The organism is Variovorax sp. FG153 (genome assembly GCF_057809595.1).
Window position 1 is genome coordinate 1 of the sequence record NZ_JBMDKG010000007.1, and the last position, 24,689, is coordinate 24,689.

A 24,689-nucleotide genomic window follows, 5' to 3' on the forward strand; every position below is an offset into this window, starting at 1 on the left:
AACCAGCCGCCCGGGGCCTCGTCGGCGCCGGTCAACGGCCCGGCCGCGGCGCTCGCGCCGGCCGGTGCGGCGGCCGCGGGAGCCGCGGCGCAGCGCCCGCCGGGCAAGCGCGAGTCCACCATCAACTACGAGGTCGACAAGACCGTGAAGACCGTGCGCAGCGCCACCGGCCAGATCCGCCGGCTCAGCGCGGCGGTGGTCGTCAACTACCAGGGCGTGGCCGATGCCGCGGGCAAGGTGGTGCCGACCGCGCTGTCGGCGCAGCAGGTCGAGCAGATGACGGCGCTGGTGCGCGAGAGCATCGGCTTCAACAAGGAACGCGGCGACTCGGTGAACCTGATGAACACGCCGTTCCTGGTCGACGCGCCGGTGCAGGTCGAACTGCCGCTGTGGAAGCGCCCCGAAACGCTCGAGCTGGCGCGCAGCTTCGCCTGGCCCGTGGGGCTGGTGCTGATCGGCGCGATCGTGCTCCTGGGCATGGTGCGCCCCGGCCTCAAGGCCATGGCCGCGGCCAAGCCGCTGCCCGGCAGCATCACGCCGGCGCTCGGCGGACCCCCCACCGGCAGCCAGCTCAACGCGATGGTGGCCGACACGCCCGAGCGGCCCGCGCTCGGCGCGCCCGAGGCGGTGGCCGTGCCCTCGCCGCAGGAACAGGTGCCCGAGCAGATGCGCCTGGAGGGCGCGCGCCAGATGGCGCGGCAGAACCCGGTGGCGGTGGCGAACATCGTCAAGACCTGGGTCCACGGCTGAGCGGAAACCAGACAGATGGACGAACAGGGACTCAACGACGCGGCGATCCTCCTGATGTCGCTCGGCGAACAGGAAGCCGGCGAGGTGCTGCGGCACCTGTCGCCGCGCGAAGTGCAGAAGATCGGCGAGACCATCGCCAAGACCCGCGCGGTGTCGCGCGAGCGCCTCGGCGAGGTGGCGGACCGCTTCATCACCGCCACCGCGGGCCAGAGCCTGTTCGCGGCCGACACGGGCGACTACGTGCGCTCGGTGATGCGCCACGCGCTCGGCGAGGAGAAGGCCTCGATCCTGGTCGACCGCATCCTGCAGACCGCCGACCTCAGCGGCATCGAGAACCTCAAGTGGATGGACGCGCCCTCGGTGGCCGAGGTGCTCAAGCTCGAGCATCCGCAGATCGTGGCCGCGATCCTGGTGCACCTGGAGCCCGAGCACGCCTCGGCGATCCTGCTGCAGCTGCCCGACCTGCAGCGCGCCGAGGTGCTGCTGCGCGTCGCCACGCTCGAGGGCATCCAGCCGGCCGCGCTCGAAGACCTCAACGAGGTGATGTTCCGCGTGCTCTCGGGCGGTGCCAAGGTGCGCAAGCCTTCGCTGGGCGGACCGCGCACGGCCGCCGGCATGATCAACCTGCTGGGCAGCGGTGCCGATGCGCAGGCCATCGCGGCGATCCGCAACCACGATGCCGAGCTGGCGCAGCAGATCGCCGACCTGACCTTCGTCTTCGACGACGTGATGAAGCTCGACGACAAGTCGCTGCAGCTGGTGATGAAGGAGATCGCGTCCGAGACGCTGATCGTCGCGCTCAAGGGCGCGGCGCCGCCGCTGCGCGACAAGTTCCTCTCGAACATGTCCTCGCGCGCGGCCGAGGCGCTGCGCGAGGACCTCGAGGCGCGCGGGCCGCTGCGGCTGTCGGAGGTCGAGGCGCAGCAGAAGGAAATCCTCAAGGCGCTGCGCCGGCTCGCCGACGAAGGCCAGATCATGCTGGGCGGTGGCGATGGCGGGTTCGTCTGATGGGCGCACGCATGACGGTTGCTGAAACGACGGAGGTCCGGGCGTGAGCCGCGGTGCCTTCATCCGCGGCGAGGACGTCGCGCGCTTCGCGCGCTGGCAGTTCGCCGCCGTCGGTGCCGAGGGCAACGTGCTCGGCGGCGTGGTCGATCCCGAGGCGATCGAGGAGGCGCGCCAGCAGGGCCGCGACGAAGGCTATGCGGCCGGCCGCGCCGCCGCGCAGGCCGAGGCGCGCGAACAGATGGAGGCCTACCAGGCCAACGAGGGCCTGGAGGCCGCGCAGCGCGTGGCCGCCTTGCTCGCAAGCGCCGAGGCGCAACTGGCCGAGGTGCAGCAGGAGCTCGCGCGCGGCACGCTCGAGATCGCCTGCGCGCTCGCGCGCCAGGTGCTGCGCCAGGAGATCGCGACCCGGCCGACCGTGCTCGAGCCGGTGGTGCGCGAGGCGCTCGCCATGCTCGCGGTCGATGGCAAGGCCAGCGCCGTGCGGCTGTCGCCCACCGATTTCGAGATGATGGGCGTCGCGCTGCGCGCCGAGTTCGAAGGCCAGCCCGTGAGCGTGGTGGCCGACGCTGGCATCGCCCCCGGCGACTGCCTGGTCGAGTCGGCCGGCACCGTCATCGACGGCGGCGTGGCCACGCGCTGGTCGCGCGCGGTCGCGGCGCTGGGCCTGGCGATGCCGTGGCAGGACGACGCGGCGCCGAAGGACCCGGATGCGGCTGGCTGACCCGCTCGACTGGCGTCAGTTCATGGCCGACGCGCAGGCGCGGCTGGCGCACGACGCCGGCCTCGAGGCGCGCGGCACGCTGACCCGGCTCACCGGCCTGGTGCTCGAGGCCTCGGGCATCCGCGCGCCCGTGGGCTCGCAGTGCCTGGTGCGCATGGGCAGCCAGCCCGCAGTGCTGGCCGAGGTGGTCGGTTTCTCGAACGACCGCGCCTTCCTGATGCCGGCCGGCGAGGTGCAGGGCCTGTCGAGCGGCGCCAGCGTGGTGCCCGCCGCGCCCTATGTGCCGGTGCCGCGGCTCGGCGAGGCCGATCCCGGCATCGCGCCGCGCGTGGGCGCGCTGCGCCTGCCGCTGGGCGACGGCCTGCTGGGCCGCGTGGTCGACCCGCAGGGCCATGTGCTCGACGACCTGGGCCCGCTGACCGAGGTCAGCGCCGAGCCGCTGGAACGCGCGCCGATCAACGCGATGGACCGCGACCCGGTGCGCGAGCCGCTCGATACCGGCGTGCGCGCGATCAATGCCTTGCTGACCGTCGGGCGCGGCCAGCGCATCGGCCTGTTCGCCGGCTCGGGCGTGGGCAAGAGCGTGCTGCTCGGGATGATGGCGCGCTACACCGCGGCCGACGTGATCGTGGTCGGCCTGATCGGCGAACGCGGCCGCGAGGTGAAGGAATTCATCGAGGACATCCTCGGCCCCGAGGGCCGCGCGCGCTCGGTGGTGGTGGCCGCGCCGGCCGATTCGCCGCCGCTCTTGCGCATGCAGGGCGCGAGCTATGCCACCGCTGTGGCCGAGCATTTCCGCGACCAGGGGCTGCACGTGCTGCTGCTGATGGACTCGCTCACGCGCTATGCGATGGCGCAGCGCGAGATCGCGCTGGCGATCGGCGAGGCGCCGGCCACCAAGGGCTATCCGCCCTCGTGCTTCGCCAAGCTGCCGCGGCTGGTGGAGCGCAGCGGCAACGGCCTCAACGGCGTGGGCTCGATCACCGCCTTCTACACCGTGCTGTCGGAGGGCGACGACCAGCAGGACCCGATCGCCGACGCCGCGCGCGCCATCCTCGACGGCCACATCGTGCTGTCGCGCGCGCTGGCCGAGGAGGCGCATTTCCCGGCCATCGACATCGAGCAGTCGGCCTCGCGCGTGATGCACAACGTGGCCTCGGCCGGCCACCTCGAATGCGCGCGCCACTTCCGCGCCATCTATTCGCGCTACCGCAAGAGCCGCGACCTGGTGCGCGTGGGCGCCTATGCCGCGGGCAGCGACCCGGCGCTCGACCAGGCGATCCGGCTGCAGCCCGCGATGACCGCGTTCCTGCAGCAGCGCATGCACGAGAGCGCGCCTTTCGATGTCAGCCTCGGCGGCATGGCCGACGTGCTCGAGGGACGGCAGCCATGAGCGGCCTAGAGATAGCCGCCGACATGGCGCGCGACCGGCGTGACGCCGCGGTGCAGGTGCTCGGGCAGGCGCGCCAGAAGTGGCTCGCGGCCCAGGTTCAGCTCGACCAGCTCGAGAGCTACGCGCAGGAATGCACCGCGCGCTGGGCCACGCGCTCGCTCAGCTGCACGCCCGAGCTGATGCGCCACCACTACCAGTTCATGGAGCGGCTCGATCACGCGATCGCGCTGCAGACCGGCATCGTGCGCGAGCTCGGCCAGGGCGTGGAGCGCGCGGCCGTGCCGGTGCGCGAGGCCGAGGCGCGGCTCGAGAGCCTGCGCCAACTCGTGCAGGCGCGCGAGCGCGAGCTGCAGCTGCAGGCCGACCGGCGCGCGCAGAAACAGACGGACGAGCAGGCGGCCTTGCAGCATCGGAGGCACGGCGAACGGTCGGAGGAATGGCGATGAGCGTCGAAGTCGCGCGCACGAGCGTCGATCCCTTGCTGCCCGCGCGTGCGCCGGCAGCGCGCGGGCCAGGCGGCGCGGCCGATGCCTTCGACCGGGCGCTCGAGGGCGCGAATGAATCACAGGCCTCGGAGGCGGCGGAAGCGGCCGGCGAGGAGGGCGCTTCGAGGCCCGCGAAGACACCCGCCGCGGGTGCGGCGAAAGACGACGAGAAGGCCGACGAGGCGCTTGCCGGCGCGCCCGTGCCCGCAACCACGCAGCCGGCCGTCGAGCCCTGGATGCTGCTGGCGCAGGGCGCCTTCGTGAGCGGCGAGGGCAAGGCGGGGGACGTGCACGTCGCCACGGCCGAGGTCGCTGTCGATGCCGTGGACGGCGCCGGAGCGGGGCCGAGGCCCGCCAAGGGCAGGCCCGCGTTGCCGACGACGCCTGGCACCACGCAGGAGGCCGCTGCCGATGTGCCCGCCGCGCCCGCCGCCAAGCCGAATGCAACGGCGACCGTGCGCGGCACGGCGCAGCGCCTGGCGAACCTGGCGGCGGCCGATGCCGCGGCCGCGCCGCCACGCACCGCGCCGTCGCAGCCCCTGCCGCCGAAGGAGGAACTCGCCGCCGCCTCGTTGTCCGCGCAGGCGCGAACGATCCAGGCCGCGGTGACGGAAACCGTCGCCACCGTGGCCGCGCCGCGCCGCGCCGAGAAAAGCACCGAGCGCGGCAGCGCCACCGGCACGCTCGCCGATCCCGGCAGCGCGACCGTGGGCACGTCCTCCTCCGCCCCGGCATCGTCGGCCTGGATGGTGCCCGTCGATGCGGCCTCCGCCGCCGCCTCGGCCGGCGGTGCCGTGCTCGCCGACCGCATGACCGAGCAGGTCAGCTGGTGGCTGGCGCAGAAGTCGCAGGGCGCCGATGTCTCGCTCGAGCTCGCGCCGGGCCAGACCGTGTCGTTCAGCGTGCAGGTGCAGGGCAACGAGGCGCAGATCGCGTTCAGCAGCGACCAGCCCGAGGTGCGCCAGATGCTGGGCCAGGCCGCGGCGCAGCTCAAGGACCTGTTCGGGCAGGAGGGGCTGCTGCTGTCGGGCGTGACCGTGGATGCGCAGTCCGCGGGCACGCAGCAGCGCGGCGAGGGCGAAGGGCGGCCCGATGCGCGTGGCGTGGTGCGCGGGGTCGCGCGGCTCGGTGCGGCCTCCGCCTCGGCGCCCGCGCCGGCGGTCGTGCGTGCGCCGCTGCCGGCGGGGCGTGCGCTCGATCTGTACGTCTGAGCGGTTTTCCCCCCTTTTTTCCGCCCCTTCCCGCGGCCCTCGCGATCGAATAATCGACCGCACGAGGATGGCGATGGCCGCCGTCCGTGCCCCCAAGGAAATCCACCGTGTCCGCCAAAGCCGCCGACCCCGCCATGGCCAATGCCGCGCCGCCGCCCAAGGGCAGGATGAAGCTCATGCTCGGCATCGTCGTCGCCGTGCTGCTGGCCGGCGGCGCCGCCGCGGGCGGCACCTGGTTCTTCCTCAACAAGAACGGCGCCGCGGCACCGGCCGCCGCCGCCGATGCGGAACCCGAGCCCGAGGCCAAGCATGCCGATGCCACCTACCTGGCGCTCGAGAACCTGATCGTGAACCTGGCCGACCCGGGCGGCGAGCGCGTGGCGCAGATCGGCATGACGCTCGACGTGAAGGACGAGAAGACCGCCGCGCGCCTGAAGACGCTGATGCCCGTGGTGCGCAGCAAGATGCTGATGCTGGTGTCGCAGCGCACCTCCGAGGAACTGCTCAAGCGCGACGGCAAGGAGAAGCTGGCCGAGGACGTGATGCTCGAGGTGACGCGCGTGCTCAACCCCGAGTCGGCACGCGGCGACGACGACGAGGCGCCGCGCCGCAGGAAGCCGCGCGCGAACGGCCCGGTGCGCGGCGTGCTGTTCTCCAGCTTCATCGTGCAGTGAGCCCGACGCGCCCATGAGCAGCAGCGAACAGGACACCGAGGCCGCGCCCGAGGCGGCGGCCTCCACCGACAGCGCCGAGCGCATGGCCGACGCGGCCGCGCGCGACTACGACATCACGGCCGGCGAGGAGCGGCTGGTGCGCCGTCCCATGCCCACGCTCGACGTGGTGCACGACCGCTTCGCGCGCAACCTGCGCCAGGGCCTGTTCCAGCTCGTGAGCCGCAGCGCCGACATCGCCATCGAGCCGGTGCAGCTGCTGCGCTTCTCCGATTTCCTCGGTGCCTTGCCGCTGCCGTCCAACTTCAACATCGTGGCGATGCCGCCGCTGCGCGGCCGCGCGCTGGTGGTCTGCGAGTCCACGCTGATCTCGGCGCTGGTCGATGCGCTGTACGGCGGCTCGGGCACGGTGCATGCGCCGATCGAGGGCCGCGACTTCTCGCCGACCGAGCAACGCGTGATCCAGCGCGCGCTCGGCGCGATCTGCCAGGCCTACAACACCGCCTGGCAGGACGTGTATCCGCTCAAGCTGGTGCCCGACCGCTCCGAGACGCACGTGCAGTTCGTCGACGTGGCCGCGCCCGGCGACACGGTGCTGGTCAACCTGATCAAGGTCAGCGTGGCGGGCGTCACGGGCCACATCCACGTCTGCCTGCCTTACGCCTCGCTGGAGCCGATCCGCTCGGTGCTCTACGGCGCGCAGCAGGCGCGCGAGATGGCCGAGGACCGGCGCTGGGTGACCATGCTCACGCGCGAGATCCAGGCCGCCGAGGTCACGCTGGTGGCCGAGCTGGCCCATCCCGAGGTCACGGTGGCGCAGCTCATGAGCATGAAGCCCGGCGACTTCATCCAGTTCGACCGCCTGCCGCAGCTGGTGGCCTCGGTCGAGGGCGCTCCCGTCTTCATCTGCCACTACGGCACCCACAACGCGCGCTACGCCTTGCGCATCGACGAATGCCTGCGCGGCGACGACCCGCACTGGCTTGGAGGTTCACATGTCCACTGATCAAGCCACCCCCGACAACGCCGCCGGCGGCTGGGCCGAGGCGCTCGAGGAAGTGCCCGCGGGCGCCGCCGCTGCGGGCGCGGCGCCGCTGCAGGACATCCAGCGCGTGCTCGACATCCCGGTGCAGCTCTCGGTGGAGCTGGGCCGCAAGAAGGTGCCGATCAAGCAGATCCTGCAGCTGGGCCAGGGCTCGATCGTGGAGCTCGACACGCTCGCGAGCGAGCCGATGGACGTGCTGGTCAACGGCTACCTGGTCGCCCAGGGCGAGGTGGTGGTGGTCAACAACAAGTTCGGCATCCGGCTGACCGACGTGGTCGCGCCGGCCGAGCGGCTGCGCCGGCTCAACCGGGTCTGAGGCGGCCTTCCTTCCGTTCTTCTCCATGACGCAGAGCCTGCTCACCATCGTCGTCTTCATCGGCCTGATCTGCGCCGTGCCGTTCGTGCTGCGCCGCCTGCAGCAGCGCCGCGGGCTCGGTGCGGCCGGCGCGGGCGGTTCCGCCTCGCGCCTGCTGTCGGCGGTGGCGGTCGGGCCGCAGCAGCGCGTGGTGACGGTCGAGGTCGGCCCCGAGGGCGCGCGGACCTGGCTGGTGCTGGGCGTGACGGGCCAGTCGATCACCTGCCTGCACACGCTGCCGGCCGCGTCTTCCGAGGTGCCGCATGCGCAACTGCCGCGCTAAGGCCCTCGCGGCCGCCGCGCTGCTCGCGCCCGCATTCGCCTTCGCGCAGGAGGCCGGCGGCCAGCTGCCGCTGCTGGTGGGCTCGGGCAGCGGCGGCACCAGCTTCTCGGTGCCGGTGCAGACCTTGCTGTTCTTCACCGCGCTGTCGTTCCTGCCGGCCATCGTGCTGATGATGACCGGCTTCACGCGCATCGTGATCGTGCTGTCGCTGCTGCGCCAGGCGCTGGGCACGCAATCGGCGCCGCCCAACCAGGTGATCATCGGCCTGTCGCTGTTCCTCACGGTGTTCGTGATGGGCCCCACGCTGGACCGCGTCTACGACGAGGCCTACAAGCCCTACAGCACCAATGCCATCGGCTTCGAGGAGGCCTTGAAGCGCGCCGAGACGCCGATGCGCCAGTTCATGCTCAAGCAGACGCGCCAGAGCGACTTCGCGCTGTTCGCGCGGCTGGCCAAGCTGCCGGCCGACGTGAAGGCCGAGACCGCGCCGATGCGCGTGCTGATCCCGGCCTTCGCCACCAGCGAGCTCAAGTCGGCGTTCCAGATCGGCTTCATGATCTTCATCCCGTTCCTGGTGATCGACATCGTGGTCTCGAGCGTGCTGATGTCGCTCGGCATGATGATGCTGTCGCCGGTGCTGGTCGCGCTGCCGTTCAAGCTCATGCTGTTCGTGCTCGCGGACGGCTGGAACCTCCTGATCGGCTCGCTCGCCGCGAGCTTCGCCACATGAACGCGCAGATGGTCCTGACCATGGGGCAGGAGGCGCTGGTCATGCTCCTGACCGTGTCGCTGCCCGTGCTGCTGGTGGTGCTGGTCGTGGGCCTGGTCGTGAGCATCTTCCAGGCCATCACGCAGATCAACGAGGCCACGCTGGCCTTCGTGCCCAAGCTGGTGGCGGCCGTGGCGGTGTTCGCGCTGGCCGGGCCGTGGATGCTCGCCACGCTGGTCGACTACATCCGCCGCGTGATCGAGTCGATTCCGCAGATGGTGCTGTAGCGCGCCTTCTTCCGTTGCCGTGCTGACCTTCACCGAAGCCCAGCTCATGGCCTGGGTCACGCCCGTGCTGTGGCCCTTCCTGCGCGTGCTGGGCGTGTTCACCACCGCGCCGGTCTTCTCCTCGCGTGCCTTTCCGGTGCGCGCGCGCATCGGGCTGGCCTTCATGGTCGCGCTGTGCGCGCAGGCCACGCTGGACACGCCGCCGATGATCGGCCTCAACGATGCCGCGATGCTCGGCACGCTGGTGCAGCAGGTGGGCATCGGCATGGCGATCGGCTTCTCGGTGCGCATGGTGTTCGCGGCGGTCGAGTTCGCGGGCGAGCTGGTCGGGCTGCAGATGGGGCTGAACTTCGCCTCCTTCTTCGACCCCGTGAGCAGCGGCCAGACCAGCGCCGTGTCGCGCTTCTTCGGCAACATCGCGGTGCTGTTCTTCGTGGTGATCAACGGCCACCTCACGGTGCTGATGGCGGTGATCCGCAGCTTCGAGGCCTTCCCGGTCGGCGGCAGCCTGCTGCAGGCGCTGGCGCGCACGCGCATGCACGAGCTGGGCACCGACCTGTTCGCGAGCGCGATGTGGATCGCGCTGCCGATGATCGGGCTCCTGCTGTTCGTCAACTTCACGCTGGGCATCGTCTCGCGCGTGGCGCCGCAGATGAACATCTACGCCATCGGCTTCCCGGTCACGCTGACCGCGGGCCTGGCCGGCATCGCGCTGGTGCTGCCGATGATGGAGCAGCCGCTGCTCGCGCTGATGGAGCGCATGATCACGACCGCCGCGGGCGGGCGCTGAGTCAGCCCAGCCGCTCGCGCAGCAGCTCGAGCGCTTCCTCGGCCGTGCGCGCGATGCGGATCGAGCAGGCCAGCATCAGGTTGAGCGGCAGCTCGAAGCCCTCGACCGCCATGCCGTTCGCGTCGCGCAGCGTGCCGTTCGCATCGCGCCGCGTGGGCAACGCGGCTTCGACGCGTGCCGCGTAGCTGCCCTCGGGAATGCCGTAGCCCACCACCGGCAGGCCCAGCGCGATCGCCACGCCGACCTCGAACACCGTGCCCGAATCGGGCTCGGTGCCGCGGAACGGCGACAGGTCCGCGATCACGCCCGAGGCGCGGCGCAAGAGCGCCATGTTGGTGTCGTAGATCGCCTGCGCCACCTCGGCCGGCGGCGTGGCCGGGCCGCTCGCGTCCTCGGCCGGCGGCAGCGCCTCGAAGCCGCGCGCCGCGCAGGCCTCGACCAGGCGCTGCAGGCGTTCGGTGGCATCGGCGCGGAAGACATCGGGGCCGGCGAGGTAGACGCGCCGCACGCGGTCGGAAGCTGCGTTCATGCGCCGAGTATGCGGCGACGCGGCGCGCATGCGCGTAGGGCGATGCGCCCTGGCATTTCGCATCGGGTCGCGCCACAAAAAAAACAGCCCGCACGAGGCGGGCTGGAAGGTGACCTGCGGAGGAGGGAGGATCAGAGGTACAGGTCACAGGGAGAGCCCTTAATGTGCGCTCCGAACCTGCATGCAACCTGACCGTACGCGCCGTTTGGCCCTTTGAGGCGCGCGCTCATTCTGGGCTCATTCTTCGTGGCGACGGCGCCCGGTTCAGTCCTCGTCTTCCCATTTGCCGATGACCGTGCCCAGCACGGTGAACGCGAGCCGGATCGGCTCGTGCGCGGGATTGAGCGGCTGCAGCCAGCGCCGGCCGTCCTCCTGCTTGAAGGCCTTGAAGGTGACCTCGCCGCTGGCGTCGAGCCTGGCGACGATGCGTTCGCCATCCATGGGCTGCACGCGCTGCGGGTCGACGAAGATGATCGCGTCGACCGGATAGCTCTTGAGGTGGCCGCTGGGCGCGGTCATGCTGTCGCCGCGCACGCGAACCGCATAGGCCAGCTCGCTGTGGCGGCTCACGCAGGGAATCCACATCTCGGCGGGCACCGGTTGCGGCGGCGGCGCGGGCGGCAGCTTGCCCTTGCGCAGCTCGCGCACGTTCAGTGGCAGCGGCGGCGGGGCCGGCGGTGGCGGTTCGGGGATGGTCGGGCCGGTCCAGGTGGCGGCCTGCTCCCAGGTGATCAACGGCACGGTGCCGGGCGTGCCGGGGCGGTAGAACGGGATCGGCGGCGGCACGCGCGTCACGCGGTAGGGGCCGTCGCGCTCGCCCGTGATGTCGCTCGAGCGCGGCAGCGCGGCTTCCTCCCAGGGGGCGCGGCCCTCGCCGGTGACCAGCCAGATCGGATCGCAGCGGTAGGCGCGCGCGAGCTGCACCAGACCCGAGGGCCGTACCGTTTCCCCACGCTCGATCTTCGAGATGTCGGATTGCCGCACGCCTGAGTGCTCCTCGGCCTGCCGCTGTGTCAGTTTGGCGAATTTGCGAGCCGCCAGCGCCCGTGCCGCGAGGGGATCTTCCATGGGCGCGAATTTAAGCGTGAGGGAATATTCACTCTCAACTCTAGAATGGGCGAAAGGGAGTCAGCCATGAAGCCACAAGAGCTCGTACTGGCGCTTCGCGCCATGGGACTTACGCAGAAGCAGATCCAGAAACGGACCGGCATTCCGCAACCCACCATCAGCAAGATCGGTCGCTACGGCGACCGCGACGTGATGCTGCGCACCTACGACGCGCTGCGCGCCGCCTACGAACAGCAGCTCAAGGAAGGGCCGGTGGCGCCGCGGGCGCCCAGGGGCCGACCTTCGACGCGCGCCGCGCCGGCCGAGCCCGCCGCACCGGGATCGGCACCTGCGGCTTCTGCTCCCGCACCGGCGTCCACGCCGGCCGGGGCCGGCGCCTCGTCCCGTCGCCGGCCCGCGTTGCCCCCGGTGGTGCTGCGCCCCTTTCCGCGGGGCCCGCTGCCTTGGCCCGCGATGCACCGCGACTGATCGATGCGCCGGACAGGCCATGCCGCGCCAGGGCTTCGAGGGCAAGCTGCGCATCCTGTTGCTGCTGGTGTCGGCGGCGGTGATCTGTGCCGGCTGGCAGGCCGGCAACATGCTGGCCCTCGGTCTCGGCGGTTTCGGCCTGGCCCTCGGCGCGGCGCTGGCGCTGGCCGCGCCCGATCGCGAAACGCTCAGGCGGACGCGGGCGCTTCGGCGGGCGGCAGCGCGAGCACGGTGCGCACGCGCACGCAATCCTTGATGTGCTGTTCGCCCAGGGCACGCAGCGCGGCATAGCCGAGCGCGGCCGACACCACCTGGCCGGCGATCGGCACGTACTTGGTGGCCTGCTTGGCCGTGAGCCGCATGCCGGCATGGCGCGCGAGCTTGATCAGCAGCTCGCGCGTGACCAGCCGGCCGACCAGCAGCGCGCCGACGGTGGTGGCGGCCTTCTGCACGCGTTCGCGCTGGTGCGTGCCGAGGCGGTCGATCTGGGTCACCGAGAGCCCGAATTCAGCGCTGATCTGCGGCACCAGCCGCGAGAGCAGGGCAGCATCGGCCATCCAGTCCACGCCCGGCAGCGGCACCGCGCTGGCGGCCGCGGCCATCAGGGCCTTGCGGCCGAGCAGGCGCCGGCTGCGGTGGATGGCGGCGATCAGCTTCTCGTCGCCCTGGGCCAGTTCGATGGCGGATGGCATGCGATGCACCTCCCGGGTGGTCGTCGGATGGATGGGGATCTTCCGATAGATGGTCCGGCCGGGCGGTGGTTCAAGGCCTGCAAGCGTTACAGGCGTTTCAGGCCCGTCACGCGCTCAGGGCTTCCAGCTGGTCCGACAGCGCGAGCCAGCGTTCCTCGAGCTGGCCGATCTCGTCGTTGAGCGCCTTGAGCCGCTTGCCGGCCTCGGCGATCTCGGCCGGCGGCAGCGGCTCGGCCAGCCGGGCCTCGAGCGCGGTGCGCTCGCTGCCGGCCGCGGCCATGCGCTCGTCGATCTTCGAGAGCTCGCGCTTCAGCGGCTTGGCCTGCTCGCTGCGCTGCTGGCGCTCCTGGGCGTCCTGCTTGCGCGACGCGGCCGGCGGCGCCACGGGGGCGGGCGCGGCCACCGGCGCGGCGGCGGCTGCGTTCGCCACCTTGGCTTCCTCGCGCAGCCGCTTGGCCTCGTCGAGCAGGTAGCGCTGGTAGTCGTCGAGGTCGCCGTCGAAATCGCCGACCACGCCGCGGCCCACGAGCCAGAACTCGTCGCAGACCGAGCGCAGTAGCGCGCGGTCGTGGCTCACGAGCATCAGCGTGCCCTCGAACTCGTTGAGCGCCACGGCCAGGGCCTCGCGCGTGGCGAGGTCCAGGTGGTTGGTGGGTTCGTCGAGCAGCAGCAGGTTGGGCCGCTGCCAGACCATCATCGCGAGCACCAGCCGCGCCTTCTCGCCGCCGCTCATGGTGCCCACGGGCTGCTTCACCATGTCGCCGCTGAAGTTGAAGCTGCCGAGGTAGCCGCGCAGCGCCTGTTCGCCAGTGGCTTCCTTCACGCTGCTGCCGAGTTCGCGCGCCATGCGCACCATGTGCTCGAGCGGGTTGCTCTCGGGGTGCAGCACGTCGAGTTCCTGCTGCGCGAAGTAGCCGATGTTCAGGCCCTTGCCCTCGGTGACCTGGCCGGCCAGCGCGCCCATCTCGCGCGCGATGGTCTTCACCAGCGTCGACTTGCCCTGGCCGTTGGCGCCCAGGATGCCGATGCGCTGGCCCGCGAGCACCGAGCGGTTGACGCCGCGCAGGATGGTCTTGGGTTCCTCGTTCTCGATCTCGTAGCCGAAGCTCGCGTTGCTGATCGACAGCATCGGGTTCGGGATGTTGCCCGGCTCCTTGAACTCGAAGCTGAAGTCGGCCTCGGCCAGCAGCGGCGCCACGCGCTCCATGCGCTCGAGCGCCTTCACGCGGCTCTGGGCCTGCTTGGCCTTGCTGGCCTTGGCCTTGAAGCGGTCGATGAACTTCTGCAGGTGGGCGATCTTGTCCTGCTGCTTGACGAAGGCCTGCTGTTGCTGCTCCATCTGCAGTGCGCGCATGTCCTCGAACTTGCTGTAGTTGCCGCCGTAGCGCGTGAGCTGGGCGTTGGCGATGTGCAGGGTCACGTCGGTCACGGCGTCGAGGAACTCGCGGTCGTGGCTGATGACGATCATGGTGCCCGCGTAGCGCTGCAGCCAGGCTTCGAGCCAGACCAGGGCGTCGAGGTCCAGGTGGTTGGTGGGTTCGTCGAGCAGCAGCAGGTCGCTCGGGCACATGAGGGCGCGCGCGAGCTGCAGCCGCATTCGCCAGCCGCCCGAGAAGCTGTTGACCGGCGCGTCGAGCTCGTGCGCCTTGAAGCCCAGGCCCAGGATCAGCGCCTGCGCGCGCGGCACGGCGTCGTGCTCGCCGGCATCGGCCAGGTCGGTGTAGGCATGCGCGAGCGCCATGCCGGCGTCGGCATCGTCGGGATCGGTCGCGTGCGCGGCCTCGGCCAGCGCGAGCGCCTCGCGCAGCTCGACCAGGCGGGTGTCGCCGCCCACCACGAAGTCGGTGGCCGACTCCTCGGTCTCGGGCATGTTCTGCGCGACCTGCGCCATGCGCCACTGCTTGGGCACGGAGAAATCGCCGCCATCCTCGTGCAGGGTGCCGTTGAGCAGCGCGAACAGCGTGGACTTGCCCGCGCCGTTGCGGCCCACCAGGCCGACTTTCTCGCCGGGGTTGAGGGTGACGGTGGCGCCGTCGAGCAGGACCTTGGCGCTGCGGCGAAGAATGACGTTCTTGAGAGTGATCATGAAATGGAGCCCAACCCCGGATTATCCGAGTTGGGCCGAAAGGGGGGCGGAATACGGGTACCGGACGCAGAGGACGCGAAGATTTCGCGAAGGACGCAAAAAAGAGATTTCCTGGTTTCTTTCGCGTCCTTCGCGAAATCTTCGCGTTCTTCGCGTCCGGTCAGCCCGCTTTCAACAGCGCATCGCGCGTGACCAGCAGCACCTGGTCGTCACCGGCCGAGGTTTCGAGCCACACCACCTCGAGCTGCGGAAACGCCGCCTCGAAGTGCTCGCGCTCGTTGCCGATCTCCAGCACCAGCACCGCGTGCTCGCTCATGCGCGCGGGCGCGTCGGCGAACAGCCGGCGCACGAAATCCATGCCGTCGGCGCCGCCGGCCAGTGCCAGCTCGGGCTCGGCGCGGTATTCGGCGGGCAGGGCGGCCATGCTGTCGCTGTTGACGTAGGGCGGGTTGCACAGCACCAGGTCGTAGGGGCCGGGCGTGGCCGCGAGGCCGTCGGATTCGATCAGCGTCACGCGCGCATCGAGCGCGTGGCGCGTGACGTTGATCGCCGCCACCTCGAGCGCCGCCACCGACAGGTCGGCCGCGTCCACCCTCACCTCGGGATAGGTCAGCGCCGCGAGCACCGCGAGGCTGCCGTTGCCGGTGCACAGGTCGAGCACGCGCTGCGTGTGCTCGCCGAGCCAGTAGTCGATGGAGCCGTCGGCGATCAGCTCGGCGATGAAGCTGCGCGGCACGATGGCGCGCTCGTCGACGTAGAAGGACACGCCCTGCAGCCAGGCTTCCTTGGTGAGGTAGGCGGCGGGCTTGCGGCTCGCGATGCGCTCGGCGATCAGCGCCTCGACCTTGGCCGCGTCGGCCGGCGCCACCGGCGTGTCGGCCACGGCGTCGAGTTCGTCGAGCGGCAGCTTCAGGCGCCACAGCACCAGCCAGGCCGCTTCGTCGAAGGCGTTGGCCGTGCCATGGCCGAAGGCCACGCCGGCCTGTTCCAGTTGCTCGGCACCGGCTTCGATCAGCGCGATGACGGTCTTCATGCCGCGAGGGCAGCGTCGAGCTGCTTCAGGGTGCGCAGGTAGATGTTCTTCAGCGTCTCGATCTCGGCCACGTCGATGTGCTCGTCGATCTTGTGGATGCTGGCATTCACCGGGCCGAGCTCGACCACCTGCGGGCAGACCTTGGCGATGAAGCGCGCGTCGCTGGTGCCGCCGCTGGTCGACAGCTCGGTCTCGATGCCGGTCTCGTCGCGGATCGCGCCCTGCACGGCCGCGACCAGTTCGCCCGGCGTGGTCAGGAAGGGCAGGCCGCCGACGGTCCAGGCCAGCGTGCAGTCGACGCCATGCGCGTCGAGCACGGCCTGCACGCGCTGCTGCAGCGACTCGGGGGTGGACTCGGTCGAGAAGCGGAAATTGAAGTCGATCACCGCGCTGCCCGGGATCACGTTGCTCGCGCCGGTGCCCGCGTGGAAGTTGCTGATCTGCCAGCTCGTGGGCTGGAACCAGGCATTGCCGGCGTCCCAGCCGCCGGCCGCGTTGATCGCGACCAGCTCGGCCAGCGCGGGCGCCACCGCATGCACCGGGTTCTTCGCGAGGTGCGGGTAGGCGATGTGGCCCTGCACGCCCTTGACCGTGAGCTTGCCGCTCATGGTGCCGCGGCGGCCGTTCTTGATCATGTCGCCGCAGCGCTCGACGGCCGTGGGCTCGCCGACGATGCAGTAGTCGAGCTTCTCGCCGCGCGCGGCCAGTGCATTGCACACGACCACGGTGCCGTCGACGCCCGGGCCTTCCTCGTCGCTCGTGAGCAGCAGCGCCAGCGTCAGGCGCGGATCGGGCACGGCCTGCAGGAATTCCTCGATCGAGACCACGAAGGCGGCCACCGAGGTCTTCATGTCGCAGGCGCCGCGGCCGTAGAGCTTGCCGTCGCGGTGCGTGGGCGTGAACGGGTGGCTGGTCCACTGCTCGACGGGGCCGGTGGGCACCACGTCGGTGTGGCCCGCGAACACCAGCGTTTTCGTGTCGGCCGAGGCGTCGGCCGGACGGCGCACCGCCCACAGGTTGGTGACCCGGAAGTCCGCCGGACCGCTCTCGATGGTCTCGAGCGTGAAGCCCAGCCGCGCGAGCCGCTCGCCCAGGATCTGTTGGCAGCCCGCGTCGTCGGGGGTGACGGAAGGGCGCGAGATCAGTTGTTCGGCGAGCTGGAGCGTGCGGGACATCGGGTGGGCGGTTCTCAGAATTTCACGTCGAGCGTGATGTCGGTGAAGGTGGGCTCGTCGAGCTGGTCGGTCAGGTGCCGCTCGTCGGCCTGGGGCTTGGGCGCCTGGCGGTTCTGCAGGCGCCACATGAGGTTGGTGGGCGAATCGGCATGGGCCAGCCCTTCCTCGCGGGTGATGCGCTCCTCGATCACGAGGCGCGCGATGTCTTCCTCGAAGGTCTGCGAGCCTTCGGCCATGGATTTCTCCATCGCCTCCTTGACGCCCGAGAAGTCGCCCTTCTCGATCAGCTCGGCCACCAGCGCGGTGTTGAGCATGACCTCGAGCGCGGGCACGCGCGCGCCCTGGGGCGTGCGCAGCAGCCGCTGCGAGACGATGGCGCGCAGCGCCGAGCCCAGGTCGCCCAGCAGCGTGGGGCGCACCTCGACCGGGAAGAAGCTCAGCACGCGGTTGAGCGCGCGGTAGCTGTTGTTGGCATGCAGCGTGGCCACGCACAGGTGGCCCGACTGCGCATAGGCGATGGCCGCGGTCATGGTCTCGCGGTCGCGGATCTCGCCGATCTGGATCACGTCGGGCGCCTGGCGCAGCGCGTTCTTCAGCGCCGTCTGCAGCGACTGCGTGTCGCTGCCCACCTCGCGCTGGTTCACCAGCGAGCGCTTGTTGGTGTAGGTGAACTCGATCGGCTCCTCGACCGTGAGGATGTGGCCGCTGGCGTGCTCGTTGCGGTAGTCGAGCATCGAGGCCAGCGTGGTGGTCTTGCCGGCACCGGTGGCGCCCACCATCAGGATCAGCCCGCGCTTTTCCATGATGAGCGTCTTGAGGATGTCGGGCAGGTTGAGCTCGTCGAAGCCCGGGATGACCGAGGCGATGTGCCGCACCACCACCGCATAGGTGCCGCGCTGGCGCATCGCGCTGATGCGGAAGTTGCCCGCGCCCTCGATCGCCACCGCCATGTTGAGCTCGCCGTTGGCCTCGAGCTCCTGGATGCGCGCGGGCGGCACCACCTCGGCCAGCAGCGCGAGCGGCGCGGCCGGCGGCAGCACCTGCGCATTGACCGGCACGCACACGCCGTTGATGCGGATCTGCACCGGGGAGTGCGCCGACAGGTAGATGTCGGAGGCCTTGCGCTCGGCCATCAGCCGAAGAATTCGCTCCATCATGTTCATCGTCGCTCTCCTTCTCCTCGGTCGTTCGGCGGTGCCGTCGTGGCGCTCTGGTGGAACGGAAAAAAAGCGGCCCCCTCGGGCCGCCCGGATCGATCTTTCGATCAGTCGCGCAGCAGGTCGTTGAGGCTGGTCTTCGAGCGCGTCTGCGCGTCGACCGTCTTCACGATGATCGCGGCATAGGTGCTGTAGTCCTGGCCCGACTTGGTCTTCTTGGGCAGGTTGCCGCTGATCACCACGCTGCCGCTGGGCACGCGGCCGTACGAGATTTCGCCGGTGTCGCGGTTGAAGATCGGCGTGCTCTGGCCGATGTACACGCCCATGCCGAGTACCGAGTTCTCTTCCACGATCACGCCTTCGACCACTTCGGAGCGCGCGCCGATGAAGCAGTTGTCCTCGATGATGGTCGGGTTGGCCTGCAGGGGTTCGAGCACGCCGCCCAGGCCCACGCCGCCCGACAGGTGCACGTTGGCGCCGACCTGCGCGCACGAGCCCACGGTGGCCCAGGTGTCGACCATGGTGCCTTCGCCCACGTAGGCGCCGATGTTCACGTACGAGGGCATCAGGATCGCGCCCTTGGCGATGAAGCTGCCGCGGCGGGCCACGGCCGGCGGCACGATGCGCACGCCCGAGTCCTTGAGCTCGCTGGCCGACAGGTGCGAGAACTTGGTCGGCACCTTGTCGTAGAAGCCGAGCGAGCCGGCCTGGATCTGCTCGTTGTCCTTGAGGCGGAACGACAGCAGCACGGCCTTCTTGATCCACTGGTGCACCGTCCACTGGCCCACGCCCTCGCGCGTGGCCACGCGCAGCTTGCCGTTGTTGAGTTCGACGATCACGTGCTCGACGGCATCGCGCACTTCGGCCGAGGAGGCGCTGGCGGAGATGTTGGCGCGGTCTTCCCACGCGGCGTCGATGATTTGTTGCAGTTGCTGGGTCATGAGGACTCTCGGATGAAGAAGCGAAAAATGGGGGGCGGGGAGAGGCAGGATCAGCGGCCGCCCTGCACGAAGCGCACGATGCGTTCGGCCGCCTCGACGCACTCGGCGGTCTCGGCCACCAGTGCCATGCGGATGCGGCCCTTGCCCGGGTTGACGGGGGCGCCGCCCTGCGGGCCGTGCGTGTCGCGTGCCAGATAGCTCCCCGGCAAAACCGTGACATTGTATTGAGCGTGAAGGGCGCGGGCGAAGCCTTCGTCGTCGCCGGCCCACACTTCGGGCACGCCGGCCCAGAGGTAGAAGCTGGCGTCGGGCAGGCGCACGTCGAGCACCGGCTCGAGCAGCGGCGTGACGGCCGCGAACTTGGCGCGGTACATCTCGCGGTTGCGCACCACGTGTTCCTCGTCGCCCCAGGCGGCGATGCTGGCCGCGGCCACGACGCCGCTCATGGCGCTGCCGTGGTAGGTGCGGTAGAGCAGGAATTTCTTGAGTATCTCGGCGTCGCCCGCGACGAAGCCGCTGCGCAGGCCCGGCACGTTGCTGCGCTTGGACAGCGAGGTCAGCGCGACCAGGTTCTTGAAGTCGCCGCGGCCAAGCCTGGCCGCCGCCTCCAGCCCGCCGAGCGGCGGCTCGTCGCGGAAGTAGATCTCGCTGTAGCACTCGTCGGCGGCGATCACGAAACCGTGGCGCTCCGAGAGCTCGAACAGCTTGCGCCATTCGTCCAGCGGCATCACGGCGCCCGTGGGGTTGCCGGGCGAGCAGACGAAGACCAGCTGGGTGCGCTGCCAGATCGCCTCGGGCACGCTGTCCCAGTCGACCGCGAAGTTGCGCGCGGGCACGCTGGGCGCGTAGTAGGGCTCGGCGCCCGAGAGGAAGGCCGCGCCCTCGTAGATCTGGTAGAACGGGTTGGGCGAGATCACCACCGGCGGATGGGCCGTGTCGCTGGGGTCGATCACGGTCTGGGCCAGCGAGAACAGCGCCTCGCGCGAGCCGTTGACCGGCAGCACCTGGGTGGCCGGGTCGAGCGCCAGGCCATAGCGGGTGCGCAGCCAGTCGGTGAACGAGGTGCGCAGCTTCAGGTCGCCGGCGGTGGCGGGGTAGGCGGCCAGCGCGCCGAGGCCGGCGCTCAGGGCTTCCTTGATGAATTCGGGGGTCGCGTGCTTGGGTTCGCCGATGCCGAGGCTGATGGGCTTCAGGTCGGGGTTCGGCGTGACGCCGGCGAACAGCTGCTTCAGCCGTTCGAAGGGGTAGGGCTGGAGCCTGGAAAGCAGGGGATTCATGGGGCGCGATTATCGGCGACACGGACCGCCGCCGCCCCGGCGCGGGCTCAGGGCGTGGCGCGGCGGTAGAAGGCCAGCGAGCCGGCCAGCGCCAGCAGCATCGCGCCGCAGGTGCGGTCGATCCAGCGCGCGGCGCGCGCGGTCAGCAGCTGCATCGCCTTGGCGCCGACGAAGGCATAGACCAGCATCACGGCCATGTCGAGGCCCGCGAACAGCACCGCGATGATTGCGTACTGCATGCCCTGCGACGCGGCGGGATCGATGAACTGCGGCAGCAGGGCCGAGCAGAACAGATAGCCCTTGGGATTGGTCACCGCCACCAGGAAGGACTTGAGGAAGACCTGCCGGCCGCTGCCAGGCGCGGCGGCCGCGCCCTCGGCGGGCCGTTCGAAGCTGCCGCCCTTCGAGCGCAGCATGCGGATGCCGAGCCAGGCGAGGTAGGCCGCGCCCACCCACTTGAGCATCGAGAACCAGAATTCCGAGGCCGCGAGCAGCGCGCCCAGGCCCAGCGCCACCGCGCCCACCAGCACGAAGTCCGACAGCATCGCGCCGAACATGCCCGGCAGCGCGCCGCGCACGCCGCGGCGCGAGCCGTTGCTCAGCGCCAGCAGCACGGTGGGGCCGGGCGTGGCGATGGCCGCCAGGGCCACGATGGAGAACAGCAAGGCGGTGGTGAGCGTCATGGTTTCTCGCGCGCGGAATCGATGGAAGGGTTCAGATCTTCTTCACCAGCACCTGGCTCTTGCGGTCCCAGTTGTACTTGCGCTTGCGCGCCTCGGGCAGCCAGTCGGGGTTGACCTGCTGGAAGCCGCGCTTGAGGAACCAGTGCATGGTGCGGGTGGTGAGCACGAACAGGCTCTCGATGCCCATGGCCTTGGCGCGGTGCTCGATGTGCTTGAGGATGCGTTCGCCGTCGCCCTGGGCCTGCGACTGCGGCGAGACGGTGAGCGCGGCCATCTCGGCGGTCTTGGCCTCGGGATAGGGATAGAGCGCGGCGCAGCCGAAGATCACGCCGTCGTGCTCGACCACCGTGTACTGGTGGATGTCGCGCTCGATCTCGGTGCGGTCGCGCTTGACCAGCGTGCCGTCGCGCTCGAAGGGCTCGATCAGTTGCAGGATGCCGCCGATGTCGTCCACGGTCGCCTCGCGCAGGCTCTCGAGCTTCTCGTCGATCACCATGGTGCCCACGCCGTCGTGCACGTAGACCTCGAGCAGCAGCGAGCCGTCGAGCGCGAACGGCAGGATGTGGTTGCGCTCCACGCCGGCCTTGCAGGCCTTCACGCAGTGCTGCAGGTAGAAGGCGGTGTCGGTCGGCTTCTGCGGCGGCGGCAGCGAGGCCAGCAGCTTCTCGGCGGCGTCCAGCGGCAGCTCGGTGTCGATCGGGTTGTCCTCGCTCTCGGGCAGCTCGCTGTCCATGCGGATGCCGGGAATCTCGGTCAGGAAGATCAGCTTGTCGGCCTGCAGCGCGATCGCCACGCTGGTGGCCACGTCCTCCATCGTGAGGTTGAAGGCCTCGCCGGTGGGCGAGAAGCCGAACGGCGAGATCAGCACCATGGCGCCGAAATCGAGCGTGCGGCGGATGCTGGTGGAGTCGACCTTGCGCACCAGCCCCGAATGCTTGAAGTCCACGCCGTCGACCACGCCCACGGGCCGCGCGGTGATGAAGTTGCCCGAGATCACGCGCACCGTCGAGCCCGCCATCGGCGTGTTCGGCAGCCCCTGGCTGAACGCGGCCTCGATCTCGTAGCGCAGCTGGCCCGCGGCTTCCTGCGCCGAGTCGAGCGCCACCGCGTCGGTGATGCGGATGCCGTGCGAGTACTTGGCCTCGTGGCCCTTGGCGGCGAGCTGCTCGTTGACCTGCGGGCGGAAGCCGTGCACCAGCACGATCTTCACGCCCATGCTCTGGATCAGGGCCAGGTCCTGCGCGATGCTCTGGAGCTTGCCGGCCGCGATCGCCTCGCCCGCGAGCCCGACCACGAAGGTCTTGCCACGGTGCGTGTGGATGTAGGGCGCGACGGAGCGGAACCAGGGCACGAAGGTGAAATTGAAGACGGTCGACATGGGGCGTGATTGTGCATTCTTGGACGCGTTTTGGTGCAGCGCATCAGGCCAGGGCGCGCAGCAGCCGCGCGGCGGCCCCGGCCGGCGGCGTGCCGCGGGCCTTGAACGACGCGAGCTGCGTGGCGTAGGCCTCCAGCGGCTCGGGCTCCGGCGCGGCCGCCGGTCCCGCCGCGGCCAACGGCAGGCCGAGCAGCCCGGCGAGTTCGGCCGGCGCGATCGAGCCTCGCGCCATCAGTGCATCGACCACCGCGAGGAAGGCCGTCGCGTGCGACTCGATCAGCTCGAGCGCGCGGATGTGCTCGCGCGCCAGGATCTGCTCGATCTCCGGGTTGGTGGCCGCCACGTCGGTGTTGAGGTTGTCGTTGGCGTCGGTCGTCACGTCGGTGCGGCTCCAGCGGCTGCCGAAGCCGTGGTGCCGCACGTGGCGCGCCGCGGTCGCGGTGGCCTGCGCCAGATCCTGCTCGGCGCCCGTGGTGGCACCGGCGTCGCCGAACACCAGCCGCTCGGCCGCGCGGCCGGCCAGGCTCACGCAGATGCTGTCGAGCGTGTTCTGCTTCGACCAGGCCTTGCGCTTCACGTAGCTGTTGTAGCCGCCCTCGAACGAGGCCACGTTGATGCGGATCTCCTGCGGCGCGCGGCCGAACAGCAGCGCATAGACCAGCCCGTGGCCGGCCTCGTGCACCGCCAGCAGCGCGCGGAAGTCGGCATTGGCGCGCTGCTTGATCCGGTTGAGCTCGAGCACCACCGGGAACTCGCGCCGCGCGAGGCGATGGCGCGCCACCATCCTCGCCTGACCCTGCGCGCCGTCGCCCGCGTCGAGCATCAGCCACACCGGCTCGGCGCCGTTGGCGCCCTGCTCGAGCGCCCAGAGCGCTGCGTTGACCAGGGTCGCACTGAGGATCGCGTGGATCGACGAGAACAGCGGCCGCGTGCCCTGCGCGGGGAACACCGCGTTGGCGTAGATCTGCTCGTAGACGCTGGCGTCGAGCACGAAGCGCACGCCCGAGCTTTCCTGGATCTCGGCCACGTAGCGGTCGCAGATCGAGAGGATCAGACGCACGTAGGTCGCGCGGTCGAACGAAGGGTAGATCACGTGGTCGTTGCCGAGCCGCGCGATCTGCTCGGGCTTGAAGCGCTCGGCCAGCGCCTTCTTGACGTCGATCAGCGAGAGCTTCTTCGTCAGCGCGTGGAAGATGTCGGCGTCGGTGTCGCAGTCCTCGACCCGCCTGGCGGTCTCGGCATACATCTCGTCGAGGTTGCCCGAGACGAACACCAGCAGCTTCGAGTAGTCGCTCTCCCAGCTCTGCTGCGAGGCGCGAAAGGCGCGCAGCCGTTCCTGGATCTCGGCCGGCTTCCAGGTCATGATCTCGAGCAGCGATTCGCGCAGCTTGAGGCAGCGCTTGAACTCCTGCGCTTCCCACGGCGAGAGCTGCAGCCGGCGCTTGCGGCGCGGCTTGCCGTCCTTCTCGTCGTCTTCCTCATCGTCTTCGTCCGCGCTCTTGCGATCCTGGTCGTACTCGGCCCAGGCCAGCGAGGACTCGATCTCGCCGAGCACCGACAGCGAGGGCGGCAGGCGGCCGTCGGACAGCAGCGCCCAGACGTCCTGGTAGCGCTCGACCTTGGTCTCCTTGCCGCGCTTGTCGACGGTGCGAAAGCGCTGGAACTCGTCGAGCACGAGGATGCCGCGCTCGCCCTCGGCGATGCCCGACTCGGCCAGCATGGCCGAGATCGAGCCGGCACTGCGGTGGCCCGAGCCGTGGCTGAAGCCGTCCATCTGCACTTCGATGAAGCGGTCGTAGAAGCCCAGGTGCTGGGCCAGGCGGCGCACCAGCTGCGTCTTGCCGGTGCCCGTGAGGCCCCACAGGCAGATGACGACCGGGCGGCCGATGAGCTGCGGCAGCACGTACCAGGCGCGCAGCGAATCGATCACGCGATCGATGATGTCGTCGATGCCGAAGAGCTCGGTCTTCAGCGATTGGGCCACGGCCTGCAGGTGGCGCGAGCGCTGGGCCAGCGTCGCATGCAGGTCGGAATGGATGTCGTTGGACATGGCGGTCTTTTTCTTCTTCGGATGAATGGTCGGGAGACGGGAACGCGGCCGCTTCCCCGCGAACGGGGAGGGCTGCATGCGATGCACTGGGAGGGATCAGGGCGGCGCGCTTCGGATCGCTTCCGAAGCGTGCGGGCGGCGGCGTTCCGTGAGGGAAGGGAACGCGGCGCGCGCGGGCTTCGTCAGGCCGGGCGGGTCGACTTGACCCCGCCACGTGCAATCACGTGGCCTGCGCGTGAACGCAGCGAGGGGGGTACAAGGATGGTGGTCATGGCCGCGATCGTAGCGGCGCGCGGCCGGTGCGTAAAGAATATTTACGCCGCGGTGTGGAAGCGCTGCAACATCCGTGGTGCGCGCCGATAATCGACGGTTTGCCCGAAGAGCACGGGCGCCTGCGCTTGCGACCCCCTCCCTTGACGACCACGACGACTTCCCCCCTTCGCA

27 protein-coding genes are annotated in these 24,689 nt (G+C 70.4%); 15 read left to right on the forward strand and 12 right to left on the reverse strand.

From position 1 onward, the window contains the following. The 13 genes from ACODT0_RS10395 to fliR form a co-directional block, all read left to right on the forward strand. Nucleotides 1-750: flagellar M-ring protein FliF C-terminal domain-containing protein (locus tag ACODT0_RS10395; RefSeq protein WP_489041197.1), on the forward strand; the 750-nt coding region annotated here is incomplete at its 5' end. Nucleotides 751-765: 15 nt separating this feature from the next. After that, entirely contained in the window at nt 766-1,758 is a 993-nt protein-coding gene (fliG, locus tag ACODT0_RS10400) for a flagellar motor switch protein FliG (protein WP_057591764.1), read from the forward strand. Nucleotides 1,759-1,801: 43 nt separating this feature from the next. Continuing rightward, complete coding sequence (locus tag ACODT0_RS10405; protein WP_489041198.1) at nt 1,802-2,479, forward strand: FliH/SctL family protein; 678 nt, start codon at nt 1,802-1,804, stop codon at nt 2,477-2,479. Then, on the forward strand, nt 2,466-3,872 hold the full coding sequence (gene fliI, locus ACODT0_RS10410; RefSeq protein WP_057591762.1) for a flagellar protein export ATPase FliI: 1,407 nt from the start codon (nt 2,466-2,468) through the stop codon (nt 3,870-3,872). The genes ACODT0_RS10405 and fliI overlap by 14 nt, the downstream gene beginning before the upstream one ends. Continuing rightward, nucleotides 3,869-4,318, forward strand: a complete 450-nt coding sequence (fliJ, locus tag ACODT0_RS10415) for a flagellar export protein FliJ (RefSeq protein WP_489041199.1) — start codon at nt 3,869-3,871, stop codon at nt 4,316-4,318. The genes fliI and fliJ overlap by 4 nt, the downstream gene beginning before the upstream one ends. Continuing rightward, a complete protein-coding gene (locus tag ACODT0_RS10420; RefSeq protein ID WP_489041200.1) occupies nt 4,315-5,568 on the forward strand; it encodes a flagellar hook-length control protein FliK in 1,254 nt (417 codons plus the stop codon). The genes fliJ and ACODT0_RS10420 overlap by 4 nt, the downstream gene beginning before the upstream one ends. A 107-nt stretch (nt 5,569-5,675) precedes the next feature. Beyond that, nucleotides 5,676-6,242, forward strand: a complete 567-nt coding sequence (locus ACODT0_RS10425) for a flagellar basal body-associated FliL family protein (RefSeq protein ID WP_057607213.1) — start codon at nt 5,676-5,678, stop codon at nt 6,240-6,242. Between the two features lie 13 nt (nt 6,243-6,255). After that, complete coding sequence (gene fliM, locus ACODT0_RS10430) at nt 6,256-7,245, forward strand: flagellar motor switch protein FliM (RefSeq protein ID WP_057591758.1); 990 nt, start codon at nt 6,256-6,258, stop codon at nt 7,243-7,245. After that, nucleotides 7,235-7,600 (forward strand): flagellar motor switch protein FliN, encoded by a 366-nt coding sequence (gene fliN / locus ACODT0_RS10435; RefSeq protein WP_057591757.1) that lies wholly within the window; start codon nt 7,235-7,237, stop codon nt 7,598-7,600. Before fliM ends, fliN begins: the two co-directional genes overlap by 11 nt. Before the next feature lie 25 nt (nt 7,601-7,625). Continuing rightward, nucleotides 7,626-7,922: a FliO/MopB family protein gene (locus ACODT0_RS10440; protein WP_057591756.1), complete on the forward strand. Its 297-nt coding sequence runs from the start codon at nt 7,626-7,628 to the stop codon at nt 7,920-7,922. After that, on the forward strand, nt 7,903-8,652 hold the full coding sequence (fliP, locus tag ACODT0_RS10445; RefSeq protein WP_489041201.1) for a flagellar type III secretion system pore protein FliP: 750 nt from the start codon (nt 7,903-7,905) through the stop codon (nt 8,650-8,652). The genes ACODT0_RS10440 and fliP overlap by 20 nt, the downstream gene beginning before the upstream one ends. Then, the gene (gene fliQ, locus ACODT0_RS10450; RefSeq protein ID WP_057591754.1) at nt 8,649-8,918 is read left to right on the forward strand and encodes a flagellar biosynthesis protein FliQ; all 270 of its coding nucleotides are present in this window, start codon (nt 8,649-8,651) and stop codon (nt 8,916-8,918) included. Before fliP ends, fliQ begins: the two co-directional genes overlap by 4 nt. A gap of 19 nt (nt 8,919-8,937) precedes the next feature. Next, nucleotides 8,938-9,708: a flagellar biosynthetic protein FliR gene (fliR, locus tag ACODT0_RS10455; RefSeq protein WP_057591753.1), complete on the forward strand. Its 771-nt coding sequence runs from the start codon at nt 8,938-8,940 to the stop codon at nt 9,706-9,708. Between the two features lies 1 nt (nt 9,709). Here fliR and ACODT0_RS10460 read toward each other — a convergent pair whose 3' ends face one another. Beyond that, nucleotides 9,710-10,237, reverse strand: coding sequence for a nucleoside 2-deoxyribosyltransferase (locus ACODT0_RS10460; protein ID WP_261205863.1), 528 nt, complete (start codon nt 10,235-10,237; stop codon nt 9,710-9,712). A gap of 264 nt (nt 10,238-10,501) precedes the next feature. After that, nucleotides 10,502-11,305, reverse strand: coding sequence for a helix-turn-helix domain-containing protein (locus ACODT0_RS10465; protein ID WP_082321551.1), 804 nt, complete (start codon nt 11,303-11,305; stop codon nt 10,502-10,504). A gap of 66 nt (nt 11,306-11,371) precedes the next feature. Between ACODT0_RS10465 and ACODT0_RS10470 the strand changes: the two genes are divergently transcribed. Then, nucleotides 11,372-11,773, forward strand: coding sequence for a helix-turn-helix domain-containing protein (locus tag ACODT0_RS10470; protein ID WP_489041202.1), 402 nt, complete (start codon nt 11,372-11,374; stop codon nt 11,771-11,773). A 19-nt stretch (nt 11,774-11,792) separates the two neighbouring features. Then, on the forward strand, nt 11,793-12,029 hold the full coding sequence (locus ACODT0_RS10475; protein WP_489041203.1) for a hypothetical protein: 237 nt from the start codon (nt 11,793-11,795) through the stop codon (nt 12,027-12,029). Here ACODT0_RS10475 and ACODT0_RS10480 read toward each other — a convergent pair. The 10 genes from ACODT0_RS10480 to ACODT0_RS10525 all read right to left on the reverse strand — a co-directional run bounded on the left by ACODT0_RS10480 (nt 11,962) and on the right by ACODT0_RS10525 (nt 24,245). Next, nucleotides 11,962-12,465, reverse strand: coding sequence for a hypothetical protein (locus tag ACODT0_RS10480; protein WP_057591751.1), 504 nt, complete (start codon nt 12,463-12,465; stop codon nt 11,962-11,964). The genes ACODT0_RS10475 and ACODT0_RS10480 overlap by 68 nt on opposite strands. 106 nt (nt 12,466-12,571) lie before the next feature. Then, nucleotides 12,572-14,551 (reverse strand): ABC-F family ATP-binding cassette domain-containing protein, encoded by a 1,980-nt coding sequence (locus ACODT0_RS10485; RefSeq protein ID WP_057591750.1) that lies wholly within the window; start codon nt 14,549-14,551, stop codon nt 12,572-12,574. 160 nt (nt 14,552-14,711) lie between these two features. Continuing rightward, nucleotides 14,712-15,584 carry a 50S ribosomal protein L3 N(5)-glutamine methyltransferase gene (prmB, locus tag ACODT0_RS10490; RefSeq protein ID WP_057591749.1) on the reverse strand — a complete coding sequence of 291 codons (873 nt, stop codon included), beginning with the start codon at nt 15,582-15,584 and terminating at the stop codon, nt 14,712-14,714. Beyond that, the gene (gene dapE, locus ACODT0_RS10495; protein ID WP_489041204.1) at nt 15,581-16,759 is read right to left on the reverse strand and encodes a succinyl-diaminopimelate desuccinylase; all 1,179 of its coding nucleotides are present in this window, start codon (nt 16,757-16,759) and stop codon (nt 15,581-15,583) included. Before dapE ends, prmB begins: the two co-directional genes overlap by 4 nt. Before the next feature lie 14 nt (nt 16,760-16,773). Next, a complete protein-coding gene (locus ACODT0_RS10500) occupies nt 16,774-17,922 on the reverse strand; it encodes a PilT/PilU family type 4a pilus ATPase (RefSeq protein WP_261205858.1) in 1,149 nt (382 codons plus the stop codon). Between the two features lie 101 nt (nt 17,923-18,023). After that, nucleotides 18,024-18,857 carry a 2,3,4,5-tetrahydropyridine-2,6-dicarboxylate N-succinyltransferase gene (gene dapD, locus ACODT0_RS10505; RefSeq protein WP_057591746.1) on the reverse strand — a complete coding sequence of 278 codons (834 nt, stop codon included), beginning with the start codon at nt 18,855-18,857 and terminating at the stop codon, nt 18,024-18,026. Between the two features lie 50 nt (nt 18,858-18,907). Next, the gene (gene dapC / locus ACODT0_RS10510) at nt 18,908-20,134 is read right to left on the reverse strand and encodes a succinyldiaminopimelate transaminase (RefSeq protein WP_261205857.1); all 1,227 of its coding nucleotides are present in this window, start codon (nt 20,132-20,134) and stop codon (nt 18,908-18,910) included. Nucleotides 20,135-20,181: 47 nt separating this feature from the next. Continuing rightward, nucleotides 20,182-20,817, reverse strand: a complete 636-nt coding sequence (locus ACODT0_RS10515; RefSeq protein WP_057591744.1) for a LysE family translocator — start codon at nt 20,815-20,817, stop codon at nt 20,182-20,184. A gap of 31 nt (nt 20,818-20,848) precedes the next feature. Then, the gene (gene argA / locus ACODT0_RS10520; protein ID WP_057591743.1) at nt 20,849-22,195 is read right to left on the reverse strand and encodes an amino-acid N-acetyltransferase; all 1,347 of its coding nucleotides are present in this window, start codon (nt 22,193-22,195) and stop codon (nt 20,849-20,851) included. Between the two features lie 43 nt (nt 22,196-22,238). Beyond that, nucleotides 22,239-24,245 (reverse strand): AAA family ATPase, encoded by a 2,007-nt coding sequence (locus tag ACODT0_RS10525; protein WP_489041205.1) that lies wholly within the window; start codon nt 24,243-24,245, stop codon nt 22,239-22,241. Nucleotides 24,246-24,689: the final 444 nt, after the last annotated feature.